This is a genomic window from Klebsiella sp. GW_Kp182 (assembly GCF_040062275.1).
GTDB lineage: Bacteria > Pseudomonadota > Gammaproteobacteria > Enterobacterales > Enterobacteriaceae > Klebsiella > Klebsiella michiganensis.
Genome location: NZ_JBEAFQ010000001.1, coordinates 324788 through 348645, shown reverse-complemented (window position 1 = coordinate 348645; position 23858 = coordinate 324788). Strand labels below are relative to the sequence as shown.

Annotated in this window: 27 protein-coding genes; 18 read left to right on the top strand and 9 right to left on the bottom strand. The window is 54.8% G+C overall.

The window, feature by feature from the left end; translation table 11 throughout:
- Window positions 1-16: 16 nt before the first annotated feature.
- Window positions 17-637, bottom strand: coding sequence for a LuxR C-terminal-related transcriptional regulator (locus ABLU88_RS01685; RefSeq protein ID WP_064377864.1), 621 nt, complete (start codon window positions 635-637; stop codon window positions 17-19).
- Between the two features lie 616 nt (window positions 638-1253).
- Between ABLU88_RS01685 and ABLU88_RS01680 the strand changes: the two genes are divergently transcribed.
- Together ABLU88_RS01680 and ABLU88_RS01675 are read left to right on the top strand one after the other, a co-directional pair.
- The gene (locus ABLU88_RS01680) at window positions 1254-1997 is read left to right on the top strand and encodes a DeoR/GlpR family DNA-binding transcription regulator (RefSeq protein ID WP_025107980.1); all 744 of its coding nucleotides are present in this window, start codon (window positions 1254-1256) and stop codon (window positions 1995-1997) included.
- Window positions 1990-3081, top strand: coding sequence for an oxidoreductase (locus ABLU88_RS01675; RefSeq protein ID WP_348836122.1), 1092 nt, complete (start codon window positions 1990-1992; stop codon window positions 3079-3081). The genes ABLU88_RS01680 and ABLU88_RS01675 overlap by 8 nt, the downstream gene beginning before the upstream one ends.
- Before the next feature lie 72 nt (window positions 3082-3153).
- Here the strand turns inward: ABLU88_RS01675 and umuC are convergent, their stop codons facing one another.
- Window positions 3154-4419: a translesion error-prone DNA polymerase V subunit UmuC gene (gene umuC, locus ABLU88_RS01670; RefSeq protein WP_025107982.1), complete on the bottom strand. Its 1266-nt coding sequence runs from the start codon at window positions 4417-4419 to the stop codon at window positions 3154-3156.
- Window positions 4419-4841 (bottom strand): translesion error-prone DNA polymerase V autoproteolytic subunit, encoded by a 423-nt coding sequence (umuD, locus tag ABLU88_RS01665; protein ID WP_004850301.1) that lies wholly within the window; start codon window positions 4839-4841, stop codon window positions 4419-4421. The genes umuC and umuD overlap by 1 nt, the downstream gene beginning before the upstream one ends.
- A 287-nt stretch (window positions 4842-5128) precedes the next feature.
- Here umuD and ABLU88_RS01660 point away from each other — a divergent pair, with 287 nt between their 5' ends.
- The 3 genes from ABLU88_RS01660 (at window position 5129) to ABLU88_RS01650 (ending at window position 6163) form a co-directional block, all read left to right on the top strand.
- Window positions 5129-5323 (top strand): hypothetical protein, encoded by a 195-nt coding sequence (locus ABLU88_RS01660; RefSeq protein WP_014229113.1) that lies wholly within the window; start codon window positions 5129-5131, stop codon window positions 5321-5323.
- A gap of 156 nt (window positions 5324-5479) precedes the next feature.
- Complete coding sequence (locus tag ABLU88_RS01655; RefSeq protein WP_004850297.1) at window positions 5480-5671, top strand: hypothetical protein; 192 nt, start codon at window positions 5480-5482, stop codon at window positions 5669-5671.
- Between the two features lie 177 nt (window positions 5672-5848).
- Window positions 5849-6163 carry a PTS cellobiose transporter subunit IIB gene (locus tag ABLU88_RS01650; protein WP_004850294.1) on the top strand — a complete coding sequence of 105 codons (315 nt, stop codon included), beginning with the start codon at window positions 5849-5851 and terminating at the stop codon, window positions 6161-6163.
- Between the two features lie 54 nt (window positions 6164-6217).
- On the opposite strand, the gene ABLU88_RS01645 is transcribed toward ABLU88_RS01650, so the two are convergent.
- The 4 genes from ABLU88_RS01645 to ABLU88_RS01630 form a co-directional block, all read right to left on the bottom strand.
- Entirely contained in the window at window positions 6218-6781 is a 564-nt protein-coding gene (locus ABLU88_RS01645) for a DUF1440 domain-containing protein (RefSeq protein ID WP_348836121.1), read from the bottom strand.
- A gap of 196 nt (window positions 6782-6977) precedes the next feature.
- Complete coding sequence (locus ABLU88_RS01640; protein WP_049071981.1) at window positions 6978-7559, bottom strand: outer membrane beta-barrel protein; 582 nt, start codon at window positions 7557-7559, stop codon at window positions 6978-6980.
- A gap of 125 nt (window positions 7560-7684) precedes the next feature.
- Window positions 7685-8314 carry a winged helix-turn-helix transcriptional regulator gene (locus tag ABLU88_RS01635; RefSeq protein ID WP_014838304.1) on the bottom strand — a complete coding sequence of 210 codons (630 nt, stop codon included), beginning with the start codon at window positions 8312-8314 and terminating at the stop codon, window positions 7685-7687.
- 361 nt (window positions 8315-8675) lie between these two features.
- Window positions 8676-8864 carry a cold-shock protein gene (locus ABLU88_RS01630; protein WP_071532263.1) on the bottom strand — a complete coding sequence of 63 codons (189 nt, stop codon included), beginning with the start codon at window positions 8862-8864 and terminating at the stop codon, window positions 8676-8678.
- Between the two features lie 837 nt (window positions 8865-9701).
- Here ABLU88_RS01630 and ABLU88_RS01625 point away from each other — a divergent pair.
- Together ABLU88_RS01625 and ABLU88_RS01620 are read left to right on the top strand one after the other, a co-directional pair.
- Window positions 9702-10727, top strand: coding sequence for an AraC family transcriptional regulator (locus ABLU88_RS01625; RefSeq protein ID WP_224394629.1), 1026 nt, complete (start codon window positions 9702-9704; stop codon window positions 10725-10727).
- Between the two features lie 188 nt (window positions 10728-10915).
- Window positions 10916-11746: an oxidoreductase gene (locus ABLU88_RS01620; protein ID WP_048263679.1), complete on the top strand. Its 831-nt coding sequence runs from the start codon at window positions 10916-10918 to the stop codon at window positions 11744-11746.
- Window positions 11747-11790: 44 nt separating this feature from the next.
- Here ABLU88_RS01620 and ABLU88_RS01615 read toward each other — a convergent pair whose 3' ends face one another.
- Window positions 11791-12771 carry a nitronate monooxygenase gene (locus tag ABLU88_RS01615; protein ID WP_014229106.1) on the bottom strand — a complete coding sequence of 327 codons (981 nt, stop codon included), beginning with the start codon at window positions 12769-12771 and terminating at the stop codon, window positions 11791-11793.
- A 158-nt stretch (window positions 12772-12929) separates the two neighbouring features.
- Here ABLU88_RS01615 and ABLU88_RS01610 point away from each other — a divergent pair, with 158 nt between their 5' ends.
- Entirely contained in the window at window positions 12930-13826 is an 897-nt protein-coding gene (locus ABLU88_RS01610; RefSeq protein WP_102803588.1) for a LysR family transcriptional regulator, read from the top strand.
- A 100-nt stretch (window positions 13827-13926) separates the two neighbouring features.
- Here ABLU88_RS01610 and ABLU88_RS01605 read toward each other — a convergent pair whose 3' ends face one another.
- Window positions 13927-14811: a LysR family transcriptional regulator gene (locus ABLU88_RS01605; protein ID WP_014838299.1), complete on the bottom strand. Its 885-nt coding sequence runs from the start codon at window positions 14809-14811 to the stop codon at window positions 13927-13929.
- Between the two features lie 171 nt (window positions 14812-14982).
- Between ABLU88_RS01605 and ABLU88_RS01600 the strand changes: the two genes are divergently transcribed.
- The 10 genes from ABLU88_RS01600 to ABLU88_RS01555 all read left to right on the top strand — a co-directional run bounded on the left by ABLU88_RS01600 (window position 14983) and on the right by ABLU88_RS01555 (window position 23844).
- The gene (locus ABLU88_RS01600; protein ID WP_348836120.1) at window positions 14983-16119 is read left to right on the top strand and encodes an alpha/beta hydrolase; all 1137 of its coding nucleotides are present in this window, start codon (window positions 14983-14985) and stop codon (window positions 16117-16119) included.
- A gap of 143 nt (window positions 16120-16262) precedes the next feature.
- On the top strand, window positions 16263-17450 hold the full coding sequence (locus tag ABLU88_RS01595; protein WP_348836119.1) for an MFS transporter: 1188 nt from the start codon (window positions 16263-16265) through the stop codon (window positions 17448-17450).
- 97 nt (window positions 17451-17547) lie between these two features.
- Window positions 17548-17892: a DUF1294 domain-containing protein gene (locus ABLU88_RS01590; protein WP_032693677.1), complete on the top strand. Its 345-nt coding sequence runs from the start codon at window positions 17548-17550 to the stop codon at window positions 17890-17892.
- A 100-nt stretch (window positions 17893-17992) separates the two neighbouring features.
- The gene (locus ABLU88_RS01585; RefSeq protein ID WP_064377860.1) at window positions 17993-18721 is read left to right on the top strand and encodes a MerR family transcriptional regulator; all 729 of its coding nucleotides are present in this window, start codon (window positions 17993-17995) and stop codon (window positions 18719-18721) included.
- Between the two features lie 242 nt (window positions 18722-18963).
- Window positions 18964-19398, top strand: coding sequence for a nuclear transport factor 2 family protein (locus ABLU88_RS01580; protein WP_014229099.1), 435 nt, complete (start codon window positions 18964-18966; stop codon window positions 19396-19398).
- A complete protein-coding gene (locus ABLU88_RS01575; protein ID WP_038424404.1) occupies window positions 19395-20114 on the top strand; it encodes an SDR family NAD(P)-dependent oxidoreductase in 720 nt (239 codons plus the stop codon). Before ABLU88_RS01580 ends, ABLU88_RS01575 begins: the two co-directional genes overlap by 4 nt.
- Window positions 20111-21370 carry an FAD-dependent oxidoreductase gene (locus ABLU88_RS01570; protein WP_064358494.1) on the top strand — a complete coding sequence of 420 codons (1260 nt, stop codon included), beginning with the start codon at window positions 20111-20113 and terminating at the stop codon, window positions 21368-21370. The genes ABLU88_RS01575 and ABLU88_RS01570 overlap by 4 nt, the downstream gene beginning before the upstream one ends.
- Window position 21371: 1 nt before the next feature.
- Window positions 21372-22094: a DUF1365 domain-containing protein gene (locus ABLU88_RS01565; protein WP_348836118.1), complete on the top strand. Its 723-nt coding sequence runs from the start codon at window positions 21372-21374 to the stop codon at window positions 22092-22094.
- A complete protein-coding gene (locus ABLU88_RS01560) occupies window positions 22091-23314 on the top strand; it encodes a cyclopropane-fatty-acyl-phospholipid synthase family protein (RefSeq protein WP_014838292.1) in 1224 nt (407 codons plus the stop codon). Before ABLU88_RS01565 ends, ABLU88_RS01560 begins: the two co-directional genes overlap by 4 nt.
- A complete protein-coding gene (locus ABLU88_RS01555) occupies window positions 23311-23844 on the top strand; it encodes a DUF3833 domain-containing protein (protein ID WP_025107997.1) in 534 nt (177 codons plus the stop codon). Before ABLU88_RS01560 ends, ABLU88_RS01555 begins: the two co-directional genes overlap by 4 nt.
- Window positions 23845-23858: the final 14 nt, after the last annotated feature.

Genomic DNA, 23858 nt, shown 5'->3' with positions numbered 1-23858 from the left:
TTGCCGGTTTGCAAGGTTAAGAATTATCTTTCGCAACCCGGCGTGCGTTATCCAGATGACGCAGCAATAGTACGAGGTCTAAATCATTGCGTAGATCAAATTTAGACATAATAAGACGCTTGTGGGCAAAAACCGTTTTATTGCAAAGCGATAGCTTTCTGGCAATCGTGTTCACCGTTAACCCCTGATAAATTGCCGCCGCGATGATTCTCTGCTGCGGGGAAAGCGTCCTCTGCGGGCAACTATCGCACCGGAGCGCCAGCTTTTCTTTTGCTGACGGAGGCGTCAGAACCCATGAAAGTTTAATTTTCGCAATAACCTGAGAGAGCTTCTCATCGCGCCCAACAAAAACTATCTCCTTCAAGCAGAGCGGCAAAGCGCCTCTCCCTCGATGATTTAGCCTGGCAACCACGCCGATCAGCAATCCCGGTTTACGATTTAACAACTCTGGATGACATACGAACTCTTCTCCGCGACATAAATCCAGTACGACGACGTCTGCATCACGCACGAGCCGTTCGTTAAGCGATGCGGAGACCTGTGTAGAGAACGAGTATTCCGGGAAGAGCGCTTGCAATAAAAAATGAAATCCCAAATTAAAGAACTGGTTATTATTTTTAATAACAATATTCAACATCGATTTAGCCTGCTGACGAAAGTAAATCAAGTATTATCCAGATAGCTAACGATACGCACAGTACAGCTATCGTCGTTTTAAAAAACACGATATAAATAAACATTATTTTTTGACCTGAGAACGGGCACTCAACGAACTTTAAGTAAAATAGCTATCTGGCGTGACGGGCATTCCCCTCACCAATTAACTTCGAGGTGCCCATCCGGGATTAATATTTTCAGCATTCAATCCAAACGGAAATAGTGAGAAAACGTCATACCATCCATATGAATTATATTTCTGCCAACCGGACCGTCGCCAGCAAGTCCAGCTCACGACGAAGCGCTAGCAAAAACCAGCGCTATCGCTGCTGATAGTGAATTTTGATATAAACACACTCATTAACTCAAGTTATTTCTCGGTATCATTTTAGACTATTCATCTCTTGTCTTTTTCTGCAATCCCGACTTATCGCCTCGACGTCACGTGGATTCAAACGGTGATTTCAGCCCTTGATCTAGCCATCCCGTATAAAAGTCTTCATTAACTCATCCCCGCGGCCGCGCGTTGTGAAGATTTCTTTTTCCGCAAAATGCTGTATTATGCAAGTTATTGCAGCATTTTGCGGGTTCAAACGATGCATAAAACGGCCAGGCAAAAATATCTCATTGAGATCCTTAGTGAAAAAGGCCAGATCACGATCAGTGAGCTGGTAGACAGACTGCAGGTTTCTGCAGATACGCTGCGCCGGGATCTTAGCGACCTCGAAAAACAGGGGCTCGCCCAGAAAAACCACGGCGGCGCTATCGCGCTCAATCTCTCCGCCATGAATCGGCAGAACAGGAACACCCTGCTACCGGATACCAAGAAGCGCTTAGGTAAAATGGTGGCGGAGAAGATCCCCGGCGGATCCACGCTGTTTCTTGACGCCGGGAGCACCGTGCTGGCCGTCGCCACCCAGATACAGGGTCCAATGACGGTCATCACCCCCTCTTTAGATATTGCCCAGCACTTCAGCACCCGTGCGGATATTCAGCTTATTTTGCTGGGAGGGAAATGGGATATGCAGCAGCGCCTGTTTGCCGGTAGCGCTACGGTTTCGCTGCTGGAACGCTATCGGGCGGATATCGCTGTTCTCGGCACCTGCGCGCTCCACGCCGACCTCGGCCTCAGCGCCAGTCAGGAGGCGGATGCTGAAGTCAAGCGCGCCATGCTGGCGGCCAGCGCGGAACATTGGCTGGTGGCCGATCATATGAAACTAAATCACTGCGAGCCCTGGCTGGTTGCCGGACTCGCCGACATCCATCAGCTCTTCCTCGATCGCCCCTGGGACGAACTGAAGGATAACGACTCAATACAGCTCCATATCGCTGATGCTTAATAACGCGGAGATGCTTATGACTACCGGTAAGAACATTAATATTGCCCTGATTGGCTACGGCTTCGTCGGCAAAACTTTTCACGCCCCGCTGCTCCAGTCCGTCGACGGCCTGAATCTGGCGATTGTCGCCTCGCGTGATGAAGAGAAAGTGAAACGTGACCTGCCAGACGTCACCGTCATCGCATCGCCTGAAGAGGCCATCCAGCATCCGGATGTCGATCTGGTGGTTATCGCCTCCCCTAACGCAACCCATGCTCCGCTTGCCCGTCTGGCTTTACACGCCGGCAAGCACGTTGTCGTCGACAAACCCTTTACCCTCGATATGCAGGAGGCTCGCGAACTAATTGCCCTCGCGGAAGAGAAACAGCGGGTATTGTCGGTATTCCATAACCGCCGCTGGGACAGCGATTATCTGGGCGTGAAGCAGGTTATCGAACAGGGGCTCATCGGCAAAGTTAAACATTTTGAATCCCATTTCGACCGATTCCGCCCGGAAGTACGCGTCCGCTGGCGGGAGCAGAACGTACCGGGCAGCGGCCTGTGGTTTGATTTAGGTCCGCATCTGATCGACCAGACGCTGCAGCTGTTCGGCCTGCCGCAGTCGGTGCAGGGAAATATCGCCACCCTGCGTGAAGGCGCGGAAATCAACGACTGGGCGCACGTGGTGCTGAACTATCCGCAGCACAAAGTGGTTCTGCACTGCAGCATGCTGGTCGCGGGCGGCGTATCCCGCTTTACCGTCCATGGTGATAAAGGTAGCGTCGTCAAACAACGCGCTGACCAGCAGGAGAGCCAGCTGCTGGCGGGCGTGGTCCCGGGCAGCGAAAGCTGGGGCGAAGATGACGATAGCCTGGCGGTGTTTGATGCCAACCTGCGCGCCAGTGAAATCAGCGCGCCACGAGGCGATCAGCGCCAGTACTATATTCACGTCCGCGATGCGCTGACCGGCAAAATCAGCAACCCGGTATCGCCCTTAGAAGCGCTCGCCGTCATGGCGGTACTGGAAGCCGCAGCGCAGTCTGCCGAAAGCGGAACAACGCAAACTTTAGCGCTGACCGCCGATGAACTGGCGGGCCTGCAATAAGCGCTGCGCGATATGTTTGACGGTTTGTCGTCCGGAGCGCCGCTCCGGATAACCACTCCCTTTCATACCAGCCTACAGTTTCACCCGCAGCAAATCGCTGAATCGGGTGGTGTAGGCTGGCGACAGCATATGCCGTTTCATCTCCCAGCTGCGCTCGATTCCCTGCCCGGCAAACCAGAGCTGGCCTTTTTCACGTCGGTTAACTAAATCAAGCACCGTCATCAGCTGTTCGCTATTCGCTCGCGGCTGATAGTCGTCAAACAGGCCTAACTGCGCCACCCCCTGGCTAAAGAAATCGCCCAGCATCACGCCGCACTTTTGATATCGGCATCCCTCCCGCCAGATAGTATCCAGGCATTTTAGCGCCGCAGCGACGATATCCCGGCTATCCTGCGTCGGGATGTGGATTTTCGTGCCGGCGTCTTTGCTGTAATAGACTTCATGACCGGCGAACGGACTGGTCTTCACAAAGACCGAAACATAGCGGCAGTACTGGTGCTCCGCGCGCAGCTTCTCGGCGGCGCGGACCGCATGGCTGCAGACGGCTTCGCGCATCGCCCCGTATTCAATCACCTTCTGACTAAAGGAACGCGAGCAGATAATTTGCTGTTTAGTCGGCATATACTCTTCCAGTTCAAGACACGGCTCGCCTCTCAGCTCCCGCACGGTGCGCTCCATTACAACGCTGAAATGTTTTCTGATCAGCGGAGCGGGCGTCTCGGCCAGCTGAAGAGCCGTCGTAATCCCCATATCATTGAGCTTTTTCGCAATGCGTCGCCCCACTCCCCAGATTTCACCGACGGCAACCTTCTCCAGCAGTTTTCTCTGCCTGGCCGGCAATGAGAGATCGACAACGCCCTCGAATTTTGGCCACCTTTTGGCCGCATAATTCGCCAGCTTGGCCAGGGTTTTCGTCGGCCCGATCCCGACCCCTACCGTCAAGCCGGTACTCTGGAGTAATGTACTACGCACGTGGCGACCAAATGCCTCAAGCTCCTCAGAACGATGGATCCCGGTCAAATTTACGAACGCTTCATCAATGGAATATTGATACACCGCGGGCGCCAGTTCTTCGAGAATCGTCATGACGCGATGGGACATATCGCCATAAAGGGCATAGTTGCTGCTAAACACCGCTACCTGATGACGTTCAAACTGTGATTTCACTTTGAAATACGGCGCGCCCATTGGAATTTCCAGCAGTTTCGCCTCGTGGTTTCTGGCGATGACGCAGCCATCGTTATTGCTTAACACCACCACCGGATGCCCGCGTAAGTCAGGGCGAAAGGCTATTTCACAGCTGGCGTAAAATGAATTCACATCGACCAGGGCAAACATCAGCGGAGCCTGTTGATGCTGAAAGTGACGACGCCAAAAATCTCCAGCGCTTCACCGTCGTTGCGCAGCACAATTGGCGGAAAATCCGGGTTCATCGGCAAGAGCTGCATGATGGGGTGCGTACAAAGACGCTTAACCGTGTATTCACCGTCGACTGAGGCAATGATGATATCCCCATGTTTCGCTTTCAGACCGCGATCCACCACCAGCAGCGTACCTTCATAAATGCCGGCATCCACCATTGAGGTGCCTGTCGCCATGACAAAATAGGTTGCCGCGGGATGGCTGATACAAAGCTCATTGAGATCGATTCCCTTCTCAATATAATCCTGCGCAGGGCTGGGAAAACCGCATGGGACAAGGTCGCTAAACAGCGGAATCGACACGATCTGACGCAACTCAACCGGTTTATAGAACAACATAATAGATTCACCCGTTATAATACTGTGTTTTTATACAGTATCGATAGTTCATCTGAGTTTTTCAAGTCGCCTGTCGGAGATTGGCGTGAAGCCGTTGAAGTTGCGCTGAATTTTGCGTAAGGCGTTGCATAGCACGGGGCTGGAGAATGCCTCTCCCTACGTATTCCAGATGGTTTTGTACGGCATGCTGGAAATTTCCGCAAATTGGGAGGAGGATAGAATCCGTTGATGCGTGCTTTGCTCATCGCTTGTTGTTGTCCACCCGACATACTGAACCGGAGATTCATATGTATTACACGTTAGGAGACAAAACTCTCCACTTTTATCGTTATCAGTGCCGTTTTTATGTCGCTCATTGGGACGGAGGTCATGTGATGACGGAGAAGTTCAAACCGTTTATTGCCTCAATCACCGAGAAAACGGGCATTGAGGCAAAGAACGTTGAGGCGGCGGCGCGGGACTACTTCAATAACGTCGACTGAGATTGAACCCCGGACCATCGCTATCGGCTTATCCATAGCGATGGCAACGGCTGGCGAACGGCAGAAAGCGCAAATAATAAGCCGTGTCACGCGATCGTAAAACAAAGCCTGTAGGATAGCCCCCGGACGCCACCAGCGCTAAAACGAGGTGAAGAGATGGGAACAGTAAAAGCCAGCAATCTGGAACAGGCAAAGCAGCTTCTGCAGTCCGGCGACGCCATTAAACTCGAACTGGATTTCGAGCTCGACTCTGATGAGTTTTTTAATTTTGCTATCGAGTACTGTACAAATGGAACGAAGCTCACGCGAGCCGGCGATCGCTTCCTGATTTCACGTAAAAAAAGGTAGCCTGAGAGTCATCCCTGCCATTCACAGCATCACAGAGGCATACGTTTTTCGCATCTGTGATGCTCTCCGTCATAATAAAAATATCCGCAGAAATTAACCTCAAATATTGATACATCGCGCATTTTCGTGAGTAAAGGAGGAATAGTGTAGCTTCGCTATCTCACCGAGGGTTAAATCGTGAAAAAACTATTAATATGCTGTCTGTTTGGCGAAACGGCAGGGATTATTGCCCGCAAAATGCAAAAAATTGCTGACGATCGGCAATTAGATTTATTAATCAGCGCCGTTGGGGTTGAAAATTTCTTTAGCGTCGCGCCTGCCTATGATGGCGTACTGGTTGCGCCGCATATCCAGTATAAGGTTGAACAATTTATTAGCGCACTGCATTTACCACAAGAAATTGCCGTGATTGAAAGCTTGCCCTATGCCTCATTTGATGGCGAGAAGATCCTCAACTTCGCGCTGAATACAATGCCTTCATCTCTGTCCTGATCTCTACGTCCCGCCCCACACAACCCGCGAGATCGCGGGCTCTGTGGGGATTAATTATCTGAACGGCGCATCAAGAGGCACTTCAGCGTCCGGTTCGTGGGTGATGCGGTTGCGAAGATCGCGACGAATCATCTCAATGGCCCAGAACCAAAAAATATGCCCCACCAGTTCCGAAACATATTCATCGGCAGGAATATTCAATAAAGAGGGGGTCAGGCCCAGTAACGGAAAGGAAATCCAGTGTACGGCGATAGTTGCGACAATCCCGGCCCATACCCCCTGCCATAATTTAACTTTCGGAAAGACCTCCGCGACGACACAATAGCCAACGGCAAATACCAATGAGAATATAATATGCGTAACCATCACCGGATTGATGATGTGTTCGGAAAAAGTATAAACCGTATGCGTCGGGTCAATGCCCAGATAGTCGCGTAAGAAAAGATAAGGTGGGTTAAATTCATCTCTGCCACCGGAGAAAGTACGCGGTGGTAAAGGAACTTCAGCGCCCCATTTAACAAATGCCGACATAATCCCTGCCACTACCCCGACAAATAACGCTACGCCATAACGACGGCGTCCAGGTGTGGTCTGTTTAAAAAAATCCTTAATTGCCATAAAATCACCATTAATATATTACATTTATTTTCCCTGTATCATATTTAAAGGCATTGGCGATTATCAATGTTGATCACGATCACACTTTATTGGGTCCTGTGGCTACCAGTTCTATACTGTAATTATGACCATAGGTATACCATTAGCAGATAAAGAGCCCCTTTTATTCAAAGGAGACTCTTCCCGTACGATGCGTTTATTGCCCAAAGCGGTAGCTAATGCCGGCCATCATGGAGCTCACATCGCTGCTCACGCCAATTTGGTTTTCGTTACCCACATTGTTGACCCACTGGTACTCCAGGCGCCCCGACCATCTGTCATTAAAGGCATATTCGGTACCGAAAGCCAGCACCGGACGCACGCCCGTATCAAATCGATTTTTTCCATTCACATCGGATTCCGCACGGTAGCCCATCAGGCCGGCCCGGCCGTATAGATCCCAGTCGCTGGTCAGGCTGTAGCTGGCCTTCAACGAAAGCTGTAGCCCCTGACTTTTCATTTGCGAACCGGCTGCGCCATGGCGACCATTGATGCCCATATTCCCTAAATAGTCATATCCACCTTCAACCGCCAGCCAGGGGTTAATCTGATAGCCGGTAAACACACCGCCGCCGACGTTATCACGGTCAACATCGACTTGCCGATCGGTGCTGGAGTCGCCGTAGTGCGACCAGCCAAATTTAGACCCCGCGTACCAGGTTCCAGTCTCCGCAGCAGCAAAAGCGGCAGTCGCCGTAAAAGTATGAGCAATAATTAACGTAATAAGCGTCTTCTTCATAATCATCCCATTGTCGACCCGTTGTCGAATAAATGTCATCGTCAAAAGTTAAGTGGGCCTACAATAGAATATTAGCGTCGCGCTGATAATCGTTTTATTATTTAATTTTGGACAAACTGCCAGCGCTAAAAACGCTCGGGTAATTTATTCACCCCCGTCAAATACCCTCCCCGTTTAAAAGCAATATAATTACCACTTTTTAACGCCGACAACACGTTTAATACACTGCTGCGAGATAAGTGCGTACGTTCCTGGATATAATCCAGGATAGAGACCCGCATCCGGGTCTCTTCGGGTAGCTGGCCCATTTCCTGCAAATGATTGCGGATAACGGCGTAGGTTCGCTGCTGTACGACGAGCGCGTCGCGATAGAAAAGATAAGCCGTGTGGTACGACAACAGTGAGGCGACGTCTTCCCAAACGCCGTGCTGGCGAAAGGCTTCCATCGCTTTTTGCGCATCAACGCGCAGTATTGTCGATTCGGTTTCCGCACGCAGCTGATGGCCGCGTACCGGCTGGATCATCTCGGCAATACCAAACAGGTGTGGGTGGTAAACCGTGACAATCAACAGACCGTCCGAGGCCCGGAGTATGGAGAGCTCGCCGTCAAGGAAAAGGAACAACTGCGGTTGATTTTTATGCGTCCAGGTCATGCGTTTCCGCGGCACAACGACCATTTTTTCAGCAATTGGCGTCAGGAGCGCCGTTAAGCGCTGGATACTCTCTTCCGGACGGACGGGCGGTAGGATATGCATAGAAATACCTGATTAGTTCTGGTTTAAGAATTATAGAACGCAACAAGATTTCCGTAAGAATTGCGTAGCTGCGCATTGACGCACATCGGCAAAGAGAAGAAAAGTACGGCGTGATTTAAATTTAAACAAACTAAAAAGCTGCCCGCAGGCAGCCCGATCAAAATGGTAATAATGCTTACTATACCCGTCATACTTCAAGCGGCTTATGTGTTTACTCGGTTCATCCATGAGCCTCGCCCTTACGGGCCGCCGGGATAAGGCGTTATCTATGCTTCTTGAAGCTCACGCCCTGGCCGCCTTTAAGCAACTCGAATTATTTAGGGTATTTGCAGATATCAAAGGCCCTTTTCGGGGCCTTTTCTTACTTCCGTAACGCCAGCGATGCCGAGTTTCTGGAAATATGCGGTGCGATGTTATCAAATGTAATCATTGCGGATTTACAAAAAATGCATTTCGCGCCAAACGGATTTTTTTCAGAAACATCGTAGGTGGATGTTCTGTACTGTGACCCATGACAGCATGGGCATCTGAAATGAATGTGGTCAATCATGATGTTAGCCTCTTTTTGCTACAACATTCTTTACCGCAGGGACATTTAGCCATATTTCACAGAAAACGCCTTCCCGGCTTTTCTGTCACAGCGTAAAACGCTGCTCTGAATGGTTGAGAATAACAATGACATCATTGTCATTACTTCTTATAGAAACATCTGAAGCGCACTTCAGACTGAACTCTATTACTGCACCAGCGATTTTTTAATGTTGTTAATTTCTTAGTTTGCCCGAGGGCACGTAATGTTCGGTAGATTTCAATGAAATAATCGTGTGCTTTGGGATAACGCTATCTCTTATGCACTTTTCACGCTAAACGGGAGGTTCAAGGACTTTCCTTCACTATCACCGTTTGCGCCAGCTTCTGAACCTGTCTACTCGGGTTTAGACCGTCATCGTTGTCGCAGGTTCAAAAAACTTTAACATTATTCGCGTCACAGAGCTTAATTAATCACGATAAGGAGGGTCTAAAGAAGGATTATCTGTAGATAACGCTTGAGATGAGAACTGCTTCGCTAAACCGTTTATTACCGCATCTGTGTAGTAAATCAACTTGCTATTGATCACACAGATGGCGATTGATAGCAAGCTTTATTTTCACGCCACGATGCTCGCCAGCTGGCGAGCTGGTAACGCGAATGAATCCAGGGCCCAGGCTGGAGAGGCCGCCCATGGATGACTCAATGACTCAGGGAAGGTGTACAGCCGCCTCTCATTTGGCGTGATTTGCAACAATTGTGGCGCTTTATGAATGTTACCGCCAGGATTGAAACGTTATGCTCTTCTCCGGGAAAAGATTCGCTCCCTGACAACACTCATCCTGCGGAAACCTGACAATGGCACATAACCGTACTTTCTCTCTCAACATCGGCTGGAAAGCGCTGCTAAAAGATGCCGGTTTAGCGCCTCAACATCTACTGCGCAAAGCAGGATTGCCCGACGACACGTTTTCGAGGACAGAGCGCGGCCTTAATATCGAGGAGTATATTCGTTTCTGGCGCGCCCTTGAGGTAGAAACAAACGATCCTGCTTTTCCCTTACCACTGGTAGAAAGAGTCTCTGCTGAAGTCTTTGATCCCCCGCTTTTCGCCGCACTATGCAGCACCAACATGATGCAGGCGGTTCAGCGACTGGCCAGATATAAGCAACTCATTGCCCCAATGGTTCTGGAAATAGTCGTAGAACACAGCGGCATCCTTACCGTTTCACCGCGCTGGCTGTCAGCGACAAACATTCCTCCTTCCCTGCAGATAGCAGAACTTGCTTTCTTACTGCGGTTGCTAAAACTTGCCACTCGCGAACCGGTCACAGCAGTGAAAGTCACGCTCCCTCAGCTTCCCGCCAGAATACAGGACGGCCACCTTACCCGCTTTTTCGGTACCGCCGTAGCGTATGGAGAAAAACCAGCCATCAGCTTTTCCGCCGCTGATGCCCTCCGCCCGTTTTTAACGGTGAACGAAGGAATGTGGCAAATATTTGAACCAGAGCTGCGCCGCCGTCTCAGCACGTTAGATGAAACGGCCTCAACAACTGAACGCGTACAGGCGGTACTTCTTGAGCTTCTTCCCGGTAACGAAGCCACTATTGAGAAAACGGCGGAGCGTCTCGGTATGAGCAAACGTACGCTTCAGCGCAGACTTGAAAGTGAGGGAGGAAATTTTCGTACATTGGTCAATATTTGCCGGGAGAACCTGGCGCGGCACTATCTGAGTCATACCCATCTCTCCGGCTATGAGATTGCATTCCTGCTTGGCTTTGAAGATCCAAACTCCTTCTATCGCGCATTTATGGCCTGGACCGGGCAGACGCCGGAAACCGTCAGAGGGAGCATGCGTCTTAATGGAAAGAGCTCATCAGGTTAAACAAACGAGATGACGCGGTTGTTAAGCACCGACTTGCCATAAGAACCGCGTTACTCCTGTCGTTTCCACAGAAGGCGGCTTCCTTTCTGAAGCGAATGGCGCCGTTAGCAAGCGTACTGGCGCACAAGGCCAGATGAAAATGGCTTCTCTGCTGGCAAACTGTAGCCAGTCCATGAAACGAGGTCCTTATGTTCGCTCCGGAAAAGAAAACCGCGCTGGTCACCGGCGCATCGTCAGGGATGGGTAAAGCTATTGCCCGTCGCCTGATTCAGGATGGTTACCAGGTATATGTTGCCGCCCGTAGCATCGATAAAATGGCCGATCTGGCCGAACTTGGCGCACAGCCGTTACGGATGGATATAGCCAGGGATGAGGAGATTGTCTCCTGTGTAAACGCCATTCTGTCGCAAACCGGGGGAGTGGATGTCCTGATCAATAATGCAGGCTTTGGCCTGTATGGACCCGTAGAAGAGATCGGTATTGATGAAGCACGCTATCAATTTGAGGTTAACCTCTTTGGTGCCGCACGGCTGACGCAGCTACTGCTCCCTGCAATGCGGGCCAGACGTAGCGGGCATATTGTCAACATCTCCTCGATGGGAGGGAAGATGTACAGCATCCTTGGTGCCTGGTACCACGCCACAAAACACGCGCTCGAAGGATGGTCAGACTGCCTGCGCCTGGAGGTCGCCGGATTTGGGATTAAGGTCACGATCGTCGAGCCGGGGGTGATAGAGACAGGCTTCGGTGATGCTGCCAGCGAAAGCATCGTCAAACGTTCACACAGTGGCCCCTATGGCCAACTGGTGAAAATGGTGGCCGCGTCGATCAAAAAAACTTACGGGCACGGGACAGGCAGCGATCCGAAGGTTATCGCGGATGTCGTTTCAAGCGCCATTAACAGTAAGAACCCACGTACGCGCTATGCCGCGGGTAAGTTTGCAAAAATGCTTATCTGTCTGCGCGTCTGGCTGGGCGACCGTATATTCGACCGTATTATTCTCAGTCAGACACGCTAACAAGCGGATGATTTAGCTGAACGGCCTGCGTCTCTTGGGGAGCGCTAACTCACGGTTAACGCGTCGACCACTTCCGCTACGCTTTTGACGCTGCGGATGCTGCCGATACCCGTGCCGAGCGCGATATAGCCCTCATCGGCATTGCCTTCCAGCATGCCGACGCGCAGGCCGCGTAATCCCCCCATTGCTTCACCGAGCGCCTCGTTGCTGGCGCCGGCTTTATCCATCGCCACCAGTTTTTCGGCCAGTCTGCCCGGCAGAGAGCGATAGTAATGGGGCAGCGTGCGGAAAAGCAGTAAATCCAGGCCACTGGCGGCAATAATTTTATTTTTGACCGACCGCGGCACTCTGCTTTCTTCCGTCGCGATAAAAACCGAACCGGCAAATATCCCTTCAGCGCCGAGCGCGTGCGCCGCTCTGGCGGTGCGCTTGTCGGTAATACCGCCCGCGGCCATCACCGGAACACGCTTCACCGCATCGGCGATCAGCGGCACGATAGAAAAGGTTCCCAGCGCGGTCCCCGGCAATGTTCCTCCCTCATCAAAGCCGGTCGCGACGATGATATCGGCGCCCGCTTCTTCAGCAAGGCGGGTATTTTCAGGCGTCGGGTTAATATCGCGATAGATGATAGCAATGCCCGCCTCTTTTAATTCGTTGAACAGCGCCGGTATGAGCGCTCCTTCACCGTAGCCGGTATACACCACGGCCCTGACACCCTCTTCTTTTATCACCTGCAAAATAGGCGGGGTCCAGATATCGTTTTCAGCCGCGGGGATCAGGTTCACGCCGAAAGGTTTTTCGGTCAGCCGTTTGGTTTTGCGGATCTCTTCACGCATTTTTTCGGCGGTTTCTTCAGGCGTGGACACCGCGGTCTCAGCGGTTAAACCGGCATTCGGCCCCAGCACACCAAGCCCGCCGGCATTGCTGACAGCGGCGACTAAACGGGCATCGGTCAACCACGATAACGGCCCCTGAATAACAGGTTTTTCTATATTCAGGATCTGGCAGATTCGGTTATTTTTCATGGAGTAATATCCTTCACAATAGCGCTATGGAGCGGTTCAGTTTCATGATGGAAGGAGTGTAGGACGTTATATTATTTAGAAAAATAGCCAAAAAAGTGCATCACTATTATAAAATCAGTAACAATGTGATATCCCGATCCCGGCAAAAGAAGCCCGCTATGCAAATAAACCTCTTTGAATCGATTCGCATTTTTATTGAAATTGTCGAGTCCGGTAGCTTTACTCAGGCAGCGGAGAACCTGCAGATTCATCGTCCTGCCGTCACTAAGGCATTGCAGCTGCTTGAGCAGCACTGCGGCACGCGTTTGATGCAGCGAACAACGCGGCGCATCAACCTGACGCCTGACGGCGAAGCGTTTTATCGGCAGAGTAAACCTTTACTGGCCCAGGCAGATGCGCTGCTGGAGTCGTTTGGGAGCGATAGCGTATTGCACGGCCAGCTTCACGTGGATATGCCCGTCGCTTTTGCGACGTTATTGGTCGTCCCCCATCTGCCTGATTTTTATCGCCAGCACCCTGACGTCGAAATCATCCTCAGTAGCTCAGACCTCCGCCGGGATATGCTGCGCGATGGTCTTGATTGCTTACTGCGGGTGGGGGAACTGGACGACGGGGACTATATCGCCCGTAAGTTAGGCAATATTAAAATGACGACCTGCGCCAGCCCGTCCTATATTGCCAGCCACGGTGTGCCGCAAACGCTGGAGGATCTACAGCAGCATCAGGCCATCAACTGGATTAACAGCAGCAGCCGACAAATTATGCCGTGGACGTTTTCTACGCCAGAAGGAATAGTTGAAATGACGCTTCCCGGCAAGCTGGTCATCGATAACTCTGAAACCTATTTATCGGCAGGCCTGGCAGGGCTGGGATTAGTCCAGGGAATGAACGTTTTTTTACAGCCTTATCTCGATCGCGGCCTGTTAGTGGAAGTCTTACCTGACAACCCTACCCCCGATCGCAAATTGTCACTTCTGTATCCGCACCGCCATCTTTCACGCAAAGTGCGGGTGTTTACCGAGTGGTTAGAAAGCTTATTGGAAAAACGGGATTAAGGCACTCATCCCCGTGAAAAACCACAATGATTGATAAATGCTTGCGGTTACTGCCTTAAACCCAGTCAACGATCCGCGCCCCACTCTGGGTCCTGCTTGCTCAGATTCTCAGCGTGTCTATCACCGCCCGCAGCGCGGGCGACACATTACGATGGGGATAATAGAGAAAAGAGCCTTCCAGCCGCTGGCTGTAACGCTGCAGGACTCTGATAAGCGCGCCTCGCTCTAAGTCATCGGCAACCAGTTCCTGCGGGACATAGGCCAGCCCCAACCCCAGCCGGGCGGCCTTCGCTTCCATATAGCTGTCGGCAAAGGCCCACTGTCCCTGCGGCCGGTGGGTGATTTTTTTACCGTCCTGATTGAGTTCCCAGGCATAAATAGTCCCGTCGCCAAACTGGTACGCGATACAGGGATGAACCACCAGGTCCGCCGGCGTTTGCGGAAAACCGTAGCGGCGAAAATGCTCGGGCGTGCCGACAACGACCATCTCCATATCGGGTGAAATGCGCACCGCGACCATACCGCCGCCGACTTCCGGCCCCAGACGCACCCCGGCATCAAATCGCTCCGCGATAATATCGACAAACCGGCTTTCACTGATGAGTTCCAGCCGGATATCGGGATAGCGTTGTTTGAACACCGAAAGCTTTGGCAGAAGCACTTTATCAATGGCGTGCTGGCTGGCATTGATGCGGACGGTACCGGTGGGGGTGTTGCGATAATACGCCAGAGTGGAAAGCCCCGAATCTAACGCATCAAAGCCGGATTCAACGGTTCGATAGAGCTGCTCGCCGGCCTGGGTGAGCGAGAGTTTACGGGTGGTACGCACCAGAAGCTGTACCCCCAGCCTTTCTTCAAGTTCACGTACCGCACGGCTGACGCCGGATTGCGCCAACCCAAGCCGCTGCGCCGCGGCGGTAAAACTGCCCTCCCGCACCACCAGCATAAACAGGTACAGATCGTTATAGTTTTCCCGTTTTGCCATGATTCCTCCCGCGCCTGCGCCGTAATTTATAACAATATGATATGAATCTTAGCACTTTTCACCCGCTAATCAGCACTCTGACTGCTAACTATAATCAGCGCATTGCAACAAAGCACAGCAGCGTTGTCCGTATGAAACCTGTATCTGGAACCTGTTTTAGGGGAATGATTAATGAAAGCGTTTACCAGAAAATTGACGGCCGCCATGCCTGCCATGCTGCTATGCGCGTCACTAAGTGGAGTCACCACCATGAGCTATGCCGGGACAACCAATCCAAACGCGCCCGTTTCACTGGTCGAAAAATGGGACAAAACCTTCGCGGAAAGCGCGAAAGTCACTCACCGTAAGGTGACCTTCCAGAACCGCTATGGGATCACCCTGGTCGGCGATCTCTACATTCCGAAAGATCGCGGCGAGCGCAAGCTGGCGGCGATTGCAGTCAGCGGCCCCTTCGGCGCGGTGAAAGAGCAGTCCAGCGGTCTGTATGCGCAGACCCTGGCGGAACAGGGTTTTGTCACCCTCGCCTTCGATCCTTCTTATACGGGGGAAAGCGGCGGCCATCCGCGTAACGTCGCCTCTCCGGATATCAACACCGAGGATTTCAGCGCGGCGGTGGATTTCTTAGGATTGCAAAACGAGGTGGACCGCAACCGAATTGGCCTGCTCGGCATCTGCGGCTGGGGCGGCATGGCGCTGAACGACGTCGCGATGGATACCCGGGTGAAAGCGGTGGCCACCAGCGTCATGTACGACATGAGCCGCGCGATGGGCCACGGCGTTGGCGACGGTAAAGACCGCTATACCACCGCCGATCGCCGCGCCGTCTTGCAGTATCTGAACGCGCAGCGCTGGAAGGATGCGGAAAGCGGCACCTTCGCGCCGGGCGGGCATGATATTTATGTCGATCAGAAAGGTCACGTCAGCGCAGGCGATCGTATTCTGCCGGAAACCTTGCCGGCCAACCCGAACCCGGTTTTGAAAGAGTTTTTTGACTATTACCGGATGCCGCGCGGTTTCCACGCCCGCTCCGTGAACTCAACCGGCGCGTGGAATGCAACCATGCCGCTGTCGTTTATGAATATGCCGCTGCTGAGCTATGCCAGTGAAGTCACTATCCCGACGCTGATCGTGACCGGAGAAAAAGCCCACTCACGCTATTTTGCCGAAGACGCCTTTAAGGCCATCGGCAGCAAAGAGAAAGAGCTGGTGATCGTCCCCGGCGCGAACCATGTCGATCTCTATGACAATGCGGCCGGTAAAATCCCGTTTGCCAGATTTGAACAGTTTTTCAAAACCAACCTGAGATAACGGCCGGAAGCCGCCCGATCGTCGCGGGCGGCTTGCCCTCGCCCGCGCATGACGTTTACCCACGCTTTAGTCGTTATTCAATGAATAGCGTCCGCTCCAGCCGCACCCGAATCTGGCCGGAAAAATAAAGAGATACCCCTATCATGTCCACACTGAGTCGTCGTACACCACACCCTCAACCGCACGCCCATTGGGGCGGCCTCTTTGCCATGACGCTGTGCGTTTTTGTCCTCATCGCTTCCGAATTTCTGCCGGTCAGCCTGCTGACGCCGATCGCCGGAGAGCTAAACATCACCGAGGGGCTGGCAGGCCAGGGCATTGCGATTTCCGGCGCCCTGGCGGTGCTGACCAGCCTGACTATCTCTAACCTTGCCGGAAGTCTGAATCGTAAACACCTTCTGCTGGGGCTGACGGTTCTGATGGCGGTCTCGGGAATGATTGTCGCGCTGGCCCACAGCTATGCGATCTATATGGCGGGAAGAGCCCTGATTGGCATCGTTATCGGGGGATTCTGGTCGATGTCGGCGGCCACCGCCATCAGGCTGGTCCCCGCGCACCAGGTTCCCCGCGCGCTGGCGATTTTCAACGGCGGCAACGCGCTGGCGACCGTCGTGGCCGCGCCGCTTGGCAGCTATCTGGGGGCCACCGTCGGCTGGCGCGGCGCCTTTTTCTGCCTCGTGCCGCTGGCGATAGTCGCGTTCATCTGGCAATGCTTCAGCCTGCCTGCGATGGAAAGCGATAAAGCGAGCCGGCCGCGCGGCTCCGTGCTTCGCCTGCTCAGACATTCCATCGTCGCGATCGGTCTGCTGGCCTGCGGACTCTTCTTTATGGGGCAGTTTGCCTTATTTACCTACGTGCGGCCGTTTCTGGAAGCGGTGACCGGCGTCAGCGCCTCTGGCCTGTCCCTGATTTTGCTCGCTATCGGCGTCGCGGGTTTTATCGGCACCCTGGGCGTTTCAACACTCCTCAACGCCCGGTTTTATCAGACCTTAATGACCATCCCTTTATTGATGGCCCTCATCGCCGGCACGTTGCTTCTGGTAGGACACCACGCCTGGACCGTTGCCGTGCTGTTAAGCCTGTGGGGGATGCTGGCGACCGCGGCGCCAACCGGCTGGTGGACATGGATCGCGCGGACGCTGCCCGACGACGCCGAAGCGGGAGGCGGTCTGATGGTTGCCGTTATTCAGCTGTCGATCGCGCTGGGTTCGACGACGGGCGGTTTGGTATTTGACCGCCTGGGGTGGCAAAGCGCGTTTGGCTTAAGCGGCATACTGCTTCTTGCCGCGGTCGGGATGACGTTGTACACCAGCCGGCAAATGACGCAATAAGCTCATGCCATTCGAAGCGGGCAGCGGATTTTTCTCGCCGCGGGTAATGCGTATAATGCGGCTTCGATACACGCTAAAAATAACCGCGGCTCATATGATAAATCTCAATCGATGTTGTTATTTGCTCCTGATCTTCGCAGCGGTCGGCAGCATTTTTACCGCCTGGCCCTTTGCTACCTGGCTCCTGCTGGTCAACGCGCTGACCCTGGCGCTCTACGGCGTAGATAAAATGGCGGCGCGCAGGGCCTGGCGCAGAGTACCGGAAGCCACATTGCTGGCGTTCGGGGTGCTGGGCGGCTGGGCTGGCGCGATAGCCGGCCAACAGCTGTTCCGCCACAAAACGCAAAAGCAGCCGTTCAGAACCCGATTCATCATCAGCACGATCGTCAGCCTCTCAGGGATGGTGGCGATTTATTTGTTCTCTCCTTTTTCTTTTCACTAAGTTCCGGCGAGGCTACGGTTTGCAAACGCGTGGAATGCACTCAACCCGCCGCTATTCGTAGTATATTATTGAGAGTATTGTTGATTATCAGGTGTACCTTATGACCTACTCCATCGGAGAATTTGCGCAGCTTTGCGGCATAAACGCGACGACGCTTCGCGCCTGGCAGCGTCGCTACGGCCTGCTTAAACCACAGCGTACCGATGGCGGCCATCGCCTGTATAACGATGACGATATCCAGCAGGCGCTTAAAATCCTCGACTGGGTAAAAAAAGGGGTACCTGTCAGCCAGGTAAAGCCCCTGCTGGCGCGCCCTGGCGCACGGCGGACGAATAACTGGATCACCTTGCAGGAGAGCATGCTCCAGCGGCTTAAAGAGGGGAAAATCGAATCCCTGCGCCAGCTGATTTACGACGCCGGTCGTGAATCCCCCCGCCCCGAGCTGGTCACCGAAGTGCTGCGCCCGCTGCGTAGCCAGGTTTCCGCCAACGTACCGGCCATCATGACGCTGCGCGAAATCCTCGACGGCATCATTATCGCCTACACCTCTTTTTGCCTCGAAGGGGACAAAAAGGCGCCCGGCGATAACTATCTGATCACCGGCTGGCACCTGACGGACGCCTGCGAAATCTGGCTCGAAGCGCTCAAACGCACCGGTCAGGGCCACCGCATCGACATCCTTCCCTCGCCCCCCGCGACCCTGGCGCCGGAGATCCTGCCGGATCGCAAATGGCTGCTGGTGACGACCGGTAAACTCTCTGCAGCCCGGCAGAAACAGGTTGAACGCTGGCAGCAACAGGTTGTCTCTCTGGAGATTGTTGCGCTCTAACTGCGTGCGCCACCGCTCCGTGGCGCAACGAGCAGGTCCCTCAGAATTGCCCCTCTTCTTTTTTCGCACAAGCCCGCAGACTCTTCTTTTCTCTCCAACACCCACAAAATCATGCTTCAAAGACATGTTATTAACCAACTGATAATCAATGAAAATAAAAAATATTTTAGTCAAAACTTGGACAAATAATATTAATTGTGTAAGTTTTAACTATGCCATATTGTTTACTCAGGAAGTGACCTATGAGTCCCTCGCCATCCGTCATTAGCCGTTTTAGTACGTACTACGCCACGCTGGATACCCAGCCGCCTTCGGCGCTGGCCGCGCTGTACCACACGAATGCGCTGCTGATCGATCCTTTTGGCCAACACCAGGGGCTGTCCGCGATCCAGAGTTATCTTTCGCACCTGCTGGCCAACGTCGATCATTGCCGTTTCACCCTCGATGCCCCGCTCTGCGAAGGTCAACGTTTTGCCGTCGCCTGGACCATGCACTGGTCGCATCCGAGACTTGCCGGGGGTAAGGCGCTACAGCTTGCGGGCTGCTCGGTGGTCACCGTTGAAGACGAACGAATTATTCACCAGCGTGACTACTACGACGCCGGGGAGATGCTGTACGAACACCTTCCCCTGCTGGGCTGGGCGGTGCGCGGCGCTAAACGGAGGGTGCGGTCATGATGACGGTGCTCATCACCGGCGCCAGCTCCGGCATTGGCGCCGGGCTCGCCAGGTCCTTCGCTGCGGACGGCCACCGGGTTATCGCCTGCGGCCGCGATCCGTCGCGTCTGTCGGCGCTACAGCAGCACAGTCCCCACATCAGCGTCCGCTCTTTCGATATGACGGACAGGGATGCCTGTCGCCAGACGCTCGCTGACTGCCGCGCCGATCTGATCATTCTCTGCGCCGGGACCTGCGAATATCTCGAACACGGAACGGTGGATGCCGGGCTGGTTGAAAGGGTCATCACCACTAATTTTCTCGGGCCGGTGAACTGCCTGGCGGCGCTTCAGTCGCAGCTGTCAGCCGGGAATCGCGTGGTGCTGGTGAGCTCAATGGCGCACTGGCTACCCTTTCCTCGGGCCGAAGCCTATGGCGCCTCGAAAGCGGCGCTGACCTGGTTTGCCAACAGTCTGCGCCTGGACTGGGAGCCAAGAGGGATCGCCGTCACGGTCGTTTCGCCGGGGTTTGTTGACACTCCGCTGACGCGTAAAAACGATTTTTCTATGCCCGGCCAGGTGAGCGTGGAGCAGGCGGTTAAAGCGATTCGCCGCGGTCTGGCGAAAGGGCACGATCGTATCGCCTTCCCGACGGGCTTTTGCCTGCTTCTGCGTCTGCTGGCCGGGCTTCCTGAAGGACTTCAGCGCAGGCTATTGCGCAGGATGGTGCGCCCATGAAAATCGCGATTATTGGCAGCGGCATTGCCGGGCTGACCTGTGCCTGGCGCCTTGCCGGGCGACACGAAGTGACCCTGTTCGAAGCGGCGTCCACGCCGGGGGGGCATACCGCCACGGTGGATATCGCCACGCCGCAGGGTACCTGGGCCATCGATACCGGATTCATCGTGTATAACGATCGCACCTATCCGCGCTTTATGGGCCTGCTTAACGAGCTGGGGCTGAGCGGTCAAAAAACGCAGATGAGCTTTTCGGTCCACAATCCGCAAAGCGGGCTGGAGTATAACGGCCACAGCCTGAGCTCGCTTTTCGCCCAGCGGCGCAATCTGCTAAAGCCGGCCTTCTGGGGGTTGCTGACGGAGATCGTCCGCTTTAATCGCCTGGCGAAGCAGGCGCTGGCGGGGGCGTTCGACCCGGGCGCCACGCTGCAGACCTTCCTTGAGCGGCACCGTTTTAGCCCCTTTTTCGCACGCCACTATATCCTGCCGATGGGGGCCGCTATCTGGTCTTCGTCGCTGCAGGAGATGCGCCGCTTCCCGCTGGCGCTGTTCTTGCGCTTCTTTGATAATCACGGCCTGCTGGATATCCGCCAGCGCCCGCAGTGGTACGTGGTGCCCGGCGGCTCGCGCGAATACGTGCGCGCCCTGCTTGCCCGGTCCGGCGATCGCCTGCGCCTGCGCCTCAATGCGCCGGTGCAGAACGTGATCCGTCATCAGGATGGCGTCACGCTCCAGCTGGCATCGGGGGAGCAGCACTTCGATCAGGCGATCTTCGCCTGCCACTCTGCCGAAGCGCTGGCCATGCTGGCGGACCCGACGCTCGCCGAACGCGAAATACTGGGGGATATCGGCTGGCAGCGAAACGAGGTGGTCCTGCACAGCGATCCCCGCTGGCTGCCGGTGCGCAAGCGCGCCTGGGCCAGCTGGAACTATCGCCTGAGCGAACAGGATCAGGCCAGCACCTGCGTCACCTATAACATGAATATTCTCCAGGGCCTGCCTGCCGACGCCCCGCTGTTCTGCGTCACCCTCAATCCGCCAACGCCGGTGGACCCGCGCTTCGTCTGGAAGCGTATGGTCTATGAACACCCGCTATTTAATCCCCAAAGCTGGTCCGCCCAGATGCGGCGCGAGGAGATTAACGGCCGCCAGCGAAGCTGGTTCTGCGGCGCGTACTGGTACAACGGTTTTCATGAAGATGGCGTGCGCAGCGCCCTCGATGTGGTCAACGGCATCATCGCGGCGGAGAACCTCTGACATGAACAGCTGCCTCTATCAGGGCGTATTACGCCACCGCCGTCTTCAGCCGAAAGCGCACCACTTTCGCTATCGCATCTTTATGGCCTGGCTCGATCTGGATGAGCTGGATCGGCTCGGCGAAGCGGGTATCCGCCGCAATCGCTTTGCTGCCGCCTCTTTTTACGATGCGGATTATCCGCTGGGCACGCCGCTGAAAGCGCAGGTTCTGAACCGGCTGGAAAACCTGACCGGCGCGCGCCCGGATGGCCGCGTCATGCTGCTGACCCAACTGCGCTACCTGGGCTTTCATTTTAACCCGGTCAACTTTTACTACTGCTACGACGGCGCCGGTACCCTGCGCTGGGTGCTGGCCGAAGTGCGCAACACGCCGTGGAATGAGCGCCATTACTACGCGGTAGACGGTCAACGGGCGCGCCCGCTGGCGAAAGCCTTTCACGTCTCGCCGTTTAACCCGATGGATATGGTCTACCTCTGGCGCTTTAACAGTCCCGGTAAAACGCTGCACATGCATATCGAGAACCATCAGGCCGCGAAAGTCTTCGACGCCACGCTGGCCCTGAGCCGCGCGCCTTTAACGCGGGCCAGCCTGCGCGGGCTGCTGCTGCGCATTCCGCTGATGACGCTGAAAAACGTCCTCGCGATCTACTGGCAGGCGCTGCGGCTATGGCTCAAGCGCGTGCCGCTGTACAACCACCCTGTCAGCAGGAGTGAACGTTCATGACCGATCCAGTCTTTGCGCTTGAACCCGATATCCCGCGCAACGTGCGTATCGCGCGCTGGTTGCTCTTTCGTCTGTTGAGCGGCATTCGCGAAGGGGCGCTCACCGTACGCGAAGGGGCGCAGACCTTTCACTTTGGCGACCCCGCCGCCGCGCTGCGCGCCGAGGTGCACGTGCTCTCCTCGGGCGTCTACCGGCGTTTACTGACCGGCGGCAGCCTCGCCGCCGCGGAGGCCTGGATGGACGGCGAATGGGAGAGCCAGCAGTTGACGCCGCTGCTGCAGATCCTGGCGCGTAACGGCCAGGTACTGGGGCGGCTGGAGCGCGGCTTCCGGCTGCTGGGCAAGCCCGTAGAGCGGCTGCGCCACTGGACGCGCCGCAACTCGCGCGCGCAGGCGAAGGCGAATATCGCCGCCCATTACGATCTGGGCAACGACTTTTACGCCCACTTCCTTGACGACGAGCTGCTTTACTCCAGCGCGCTGTTTACCGACGACGGCCAGGATCTCACCCAGGCCCAGCGGGCCAAAATGGCGCGCCTTTGCGAGCGTCTGGCGCTTACGCCCGGCGATCATCTCCTGGAGATTGGCACCGGCTGGGGGGCGATGGCCGAATACGCCGCCCGCCACTACGGCTGCCGGGTCACCACCACCACCCTGTCGCAGGAACAGTTCCAGTGGGCCAACGCGCGAATTGCCCGCGCCGGGCTGCAGGATCGCGTCGAGGTACTGCTCTGCGATTACCGCGATCTGACCGGCCAGTACGACAAGCTGCTGTCGGTGGAGATGATTGAAGCCGTGGGGCAACGCTATCTGCCGGCTTTCTTTCGCACCTGCCAGGCGCGACTGCGCCCGGGCGGCAGAATGGCGATCCAGGCAATTACCATCCAGGATCAGCGCTATCGCGGCTACAGCAAAAACGTGGATTTTATTCAGCGCTACATCTTCCCCGGCGGATTTTTGCCCAGCATCACGGCGATGAACGAGCTGATGACGCGGCACACCGATTTTGTGGTGCGCGATCTGTTCGATATGGGGCCGGACTACGCCCGCACCCTGGCCCACTGGCGGCAGCGATTTATCCACGCCTGGCAGGATATTGAGAAACTCGGCTTTGACGATCGCTTCCGCCGCATGTGGCTCTACTACTTCGGCTACTGCGAAGCCGGGTTTAACGCCCGCACCATCAGCGTTGTGCAGCTTACCGCGGAGCGAACATCATGAAACGCATTCTGACCCTTGGCCTCGCGCTGCTGATGCTGGCGCTGGCGGGCTGCAGCGCCGAAGTGGCCGACTACCGGCAGCAGCAGCCGGCGCTGGACATTTTCCACTACTTTCAGGGCAAAACGGAAGCCTGGGGGATGGTTCAGGATCGCAACGGCAAACAGCTGCGCCGCTTCCATGTCGCCATTGACGGCGACGTTGTTGGCGACACGCTGACGCTCCACGAACGCTTTATCTACGATGATGGCGAAAAGCAGCAGCGGGTATGGCGCATTCGCCGCACCGGCGACCACCGTTATGAAGGCACCGCGGGCGACATTGCCGGCGTGGCGACCGGCCAGGCGGCGGGCAACGCTTTTCACTGGCGCTACAGCATGAACGTGACGGCCAGCGGTAGCACCTGGCTACTGCACTTCGACGACTGGATGTTCCTGCAGGACGACGCGCACCTGTTCAACAAAACCGAGATGAAGAAATTCGGCATTACCGTCGCCACCGTGACCCTTTTCTTCACCCGAACCGCACAATAAAAGAGGACTACGCC

Bases quoted from the DNA above. Each gene is read 5' to 3' on its own strand.
- ABLU88_RS01685 (WP_064377864.1), bottom strand. From the start codon at position 637: ATGTTGAATATTGTTATTAAAAATAATAACCAGTTCTTTAATTTGGGA.
- ABLU88_RS01680 (WP_025107980.1), top strand. From the start codon at position 1,254: ATGCATAAAACGGCCAGGCAAAAATATCTCATTGAGATCCTTAGTGAA.
- ABLU88_RS01675 (WP_348836122.1), top strand. From the start codon at position 1,990: ATGCTTAATAACGCGGAGATGCTTATGACTACCGGTAAGAACATTAAT.
- umuC (WP_025107982.1), bottom strand. From the start codon at position 4,419: ATGTTTGCCCTGGTCGATGTGAATTCATTTTACGCCAGCTGTGAAATA.
- umuD (WP_004850301.1), bottom strand. From the start codon at position 4,841: ATGTTGTTCTATAAACCGGTTGAGTTGCGTCAGATCGTGTCGATTCCG.
- ABLU88_RS01660 (WP_014229113.1), top strand. From the start codon at position 5,129: ATGTATTACACGTTAGGAGACAAAACTCTCCACTTTTATCGTTATCAG.
- ABLU88_RS01655 (WP_004850297.1), top strand. From the start codon at position 5,480: ATGGGAACAGTAAAAGCCAGCAATCTGGAACAGGCAAAGCAGCTTCTG.
- ABLU88_RS01645 (WP_348836121.1), bottom strand. From the start codon at position 6,781: ATGGCAATTAAGGATTTTTTTAAACAGACCACACCTGGACGCCGTCGT.
- ABLU88_RS01640 (WP_049071981.1), bottom strand. From the start codon at position 7,559: ATGAAGAAGACGCTTATTACGTTAATTATTGCTCATACTTTTACGGCG.
- ABLU88_RS01635 (WP_014838304.1), bottom strand. From the start codon at position 8,314: ATGCATATCCTACCGCCCGTCCGTCCGGAAGAGAGTATCCAGCGCTTA.
- ABLU88_RS01630 (WP_071532263.1), bottom strand. From the start codon at position 8,864: ATGATTGACCACATTCATTTCAGATGCCCATGCTGTCATGGGTCACAG.
- ABLU88_RS01625 (WP_224394629.1), top strand. From the start codon at position 9,702: ATGGCACATAACCGTACTTTCTCTCTCAACATCGGCTGGAAAGCGCTG.
- ABLU88_RS01620 (WP_048263679.1), top strand. From the start codon at position 10,916: ATGTTCGCTCCGGAAAAGAAAACCGCGCTGGTCACCGGCGCATCGTCA.
- ABLU88_RS01615 (WP_014229106.1), bottom strand. From the start codon at position 12,771: ATGAAAAATAACCGAATCTGCCAGATCCTGAATATAGAAAAACCTGTT.
- ABLU88_RS01610 (WP_102803588.1), top strand. From the start codon at position 12,930: ATGCAAATAAACCTCTTTGAATCGATTCGCATTTTTATTGAAATTGTC.
- ABLU88_RS01605 (WP_014838299.1), bottom strand. From the start codon at position 14,811: ATGGCAAAACGGGAAAACTATAACGATCTGTACCTGTTTATGCTGGTG.
- ABLU88_RS01600 (WP_348836120.1), top strand. From the start codon at position 14,983: ATGAAAGCGTTTACCAGAAAATTGACGGCCGCCATGCCTGCCATGCTG.
- ABLU88_RS01595 (WP_348836119.1), top strand. From the start codon at position 16,263: ATGTCCACACTGAGTCGTCGTACACCACACCCTCAACCGCACGCCCAT.
- ABLU88_RS01585 (WP_064377860.1), top strand. From the start codon at position 17,993: ATGACCTACTCCATCGGAGAATTTGCGCAGCTTTGCGGCATAAACGCG.
- ABLU88_RS01580 (WP_014229099.1), top strand. From the start codon at position 18,964: ATGAGTCCCTCGCCATCCGTCATTAGCCGTTTTAGTACGTACTACGCC.
- ABLU88_RS01575 (WP_038424404.1), top strand. From the start codon at position 19,395: ATGATGACGGTGCTCATCACCGGCGCCAGCTCCGGCATTGGCGCCGGG.
- ABLU88_RS01570 (WP_064358494.1), top strand. From the start codon at position 20,111: ATGAAAATCGCGATTATTGGCAGCGGCATTGCCGGGCTGACCTGTGCC.
- ABLU88_RS01565 (WP_348836118.1), top strand. From the start codon at position 21,372: ATGAACAGCTGCCTCTATCAGGGCGTATTACGCCACCGCCGTCTTCAG.
- ABLU88_RS01560 (WP_014838292.1), top strand. From the start codon at position 22,091: ATGACCGATCCAGTCTTTGCGCTTGAACCCGATATCCCGCGCAACGTG.
- ABLU88_RS01555 (WP_025107997.1), top strand. From the start codon at position 23,311: ATGAAACGCATTCTGACCCTTGGCCTCGCGCTGCTGATGCTGGCGCTG.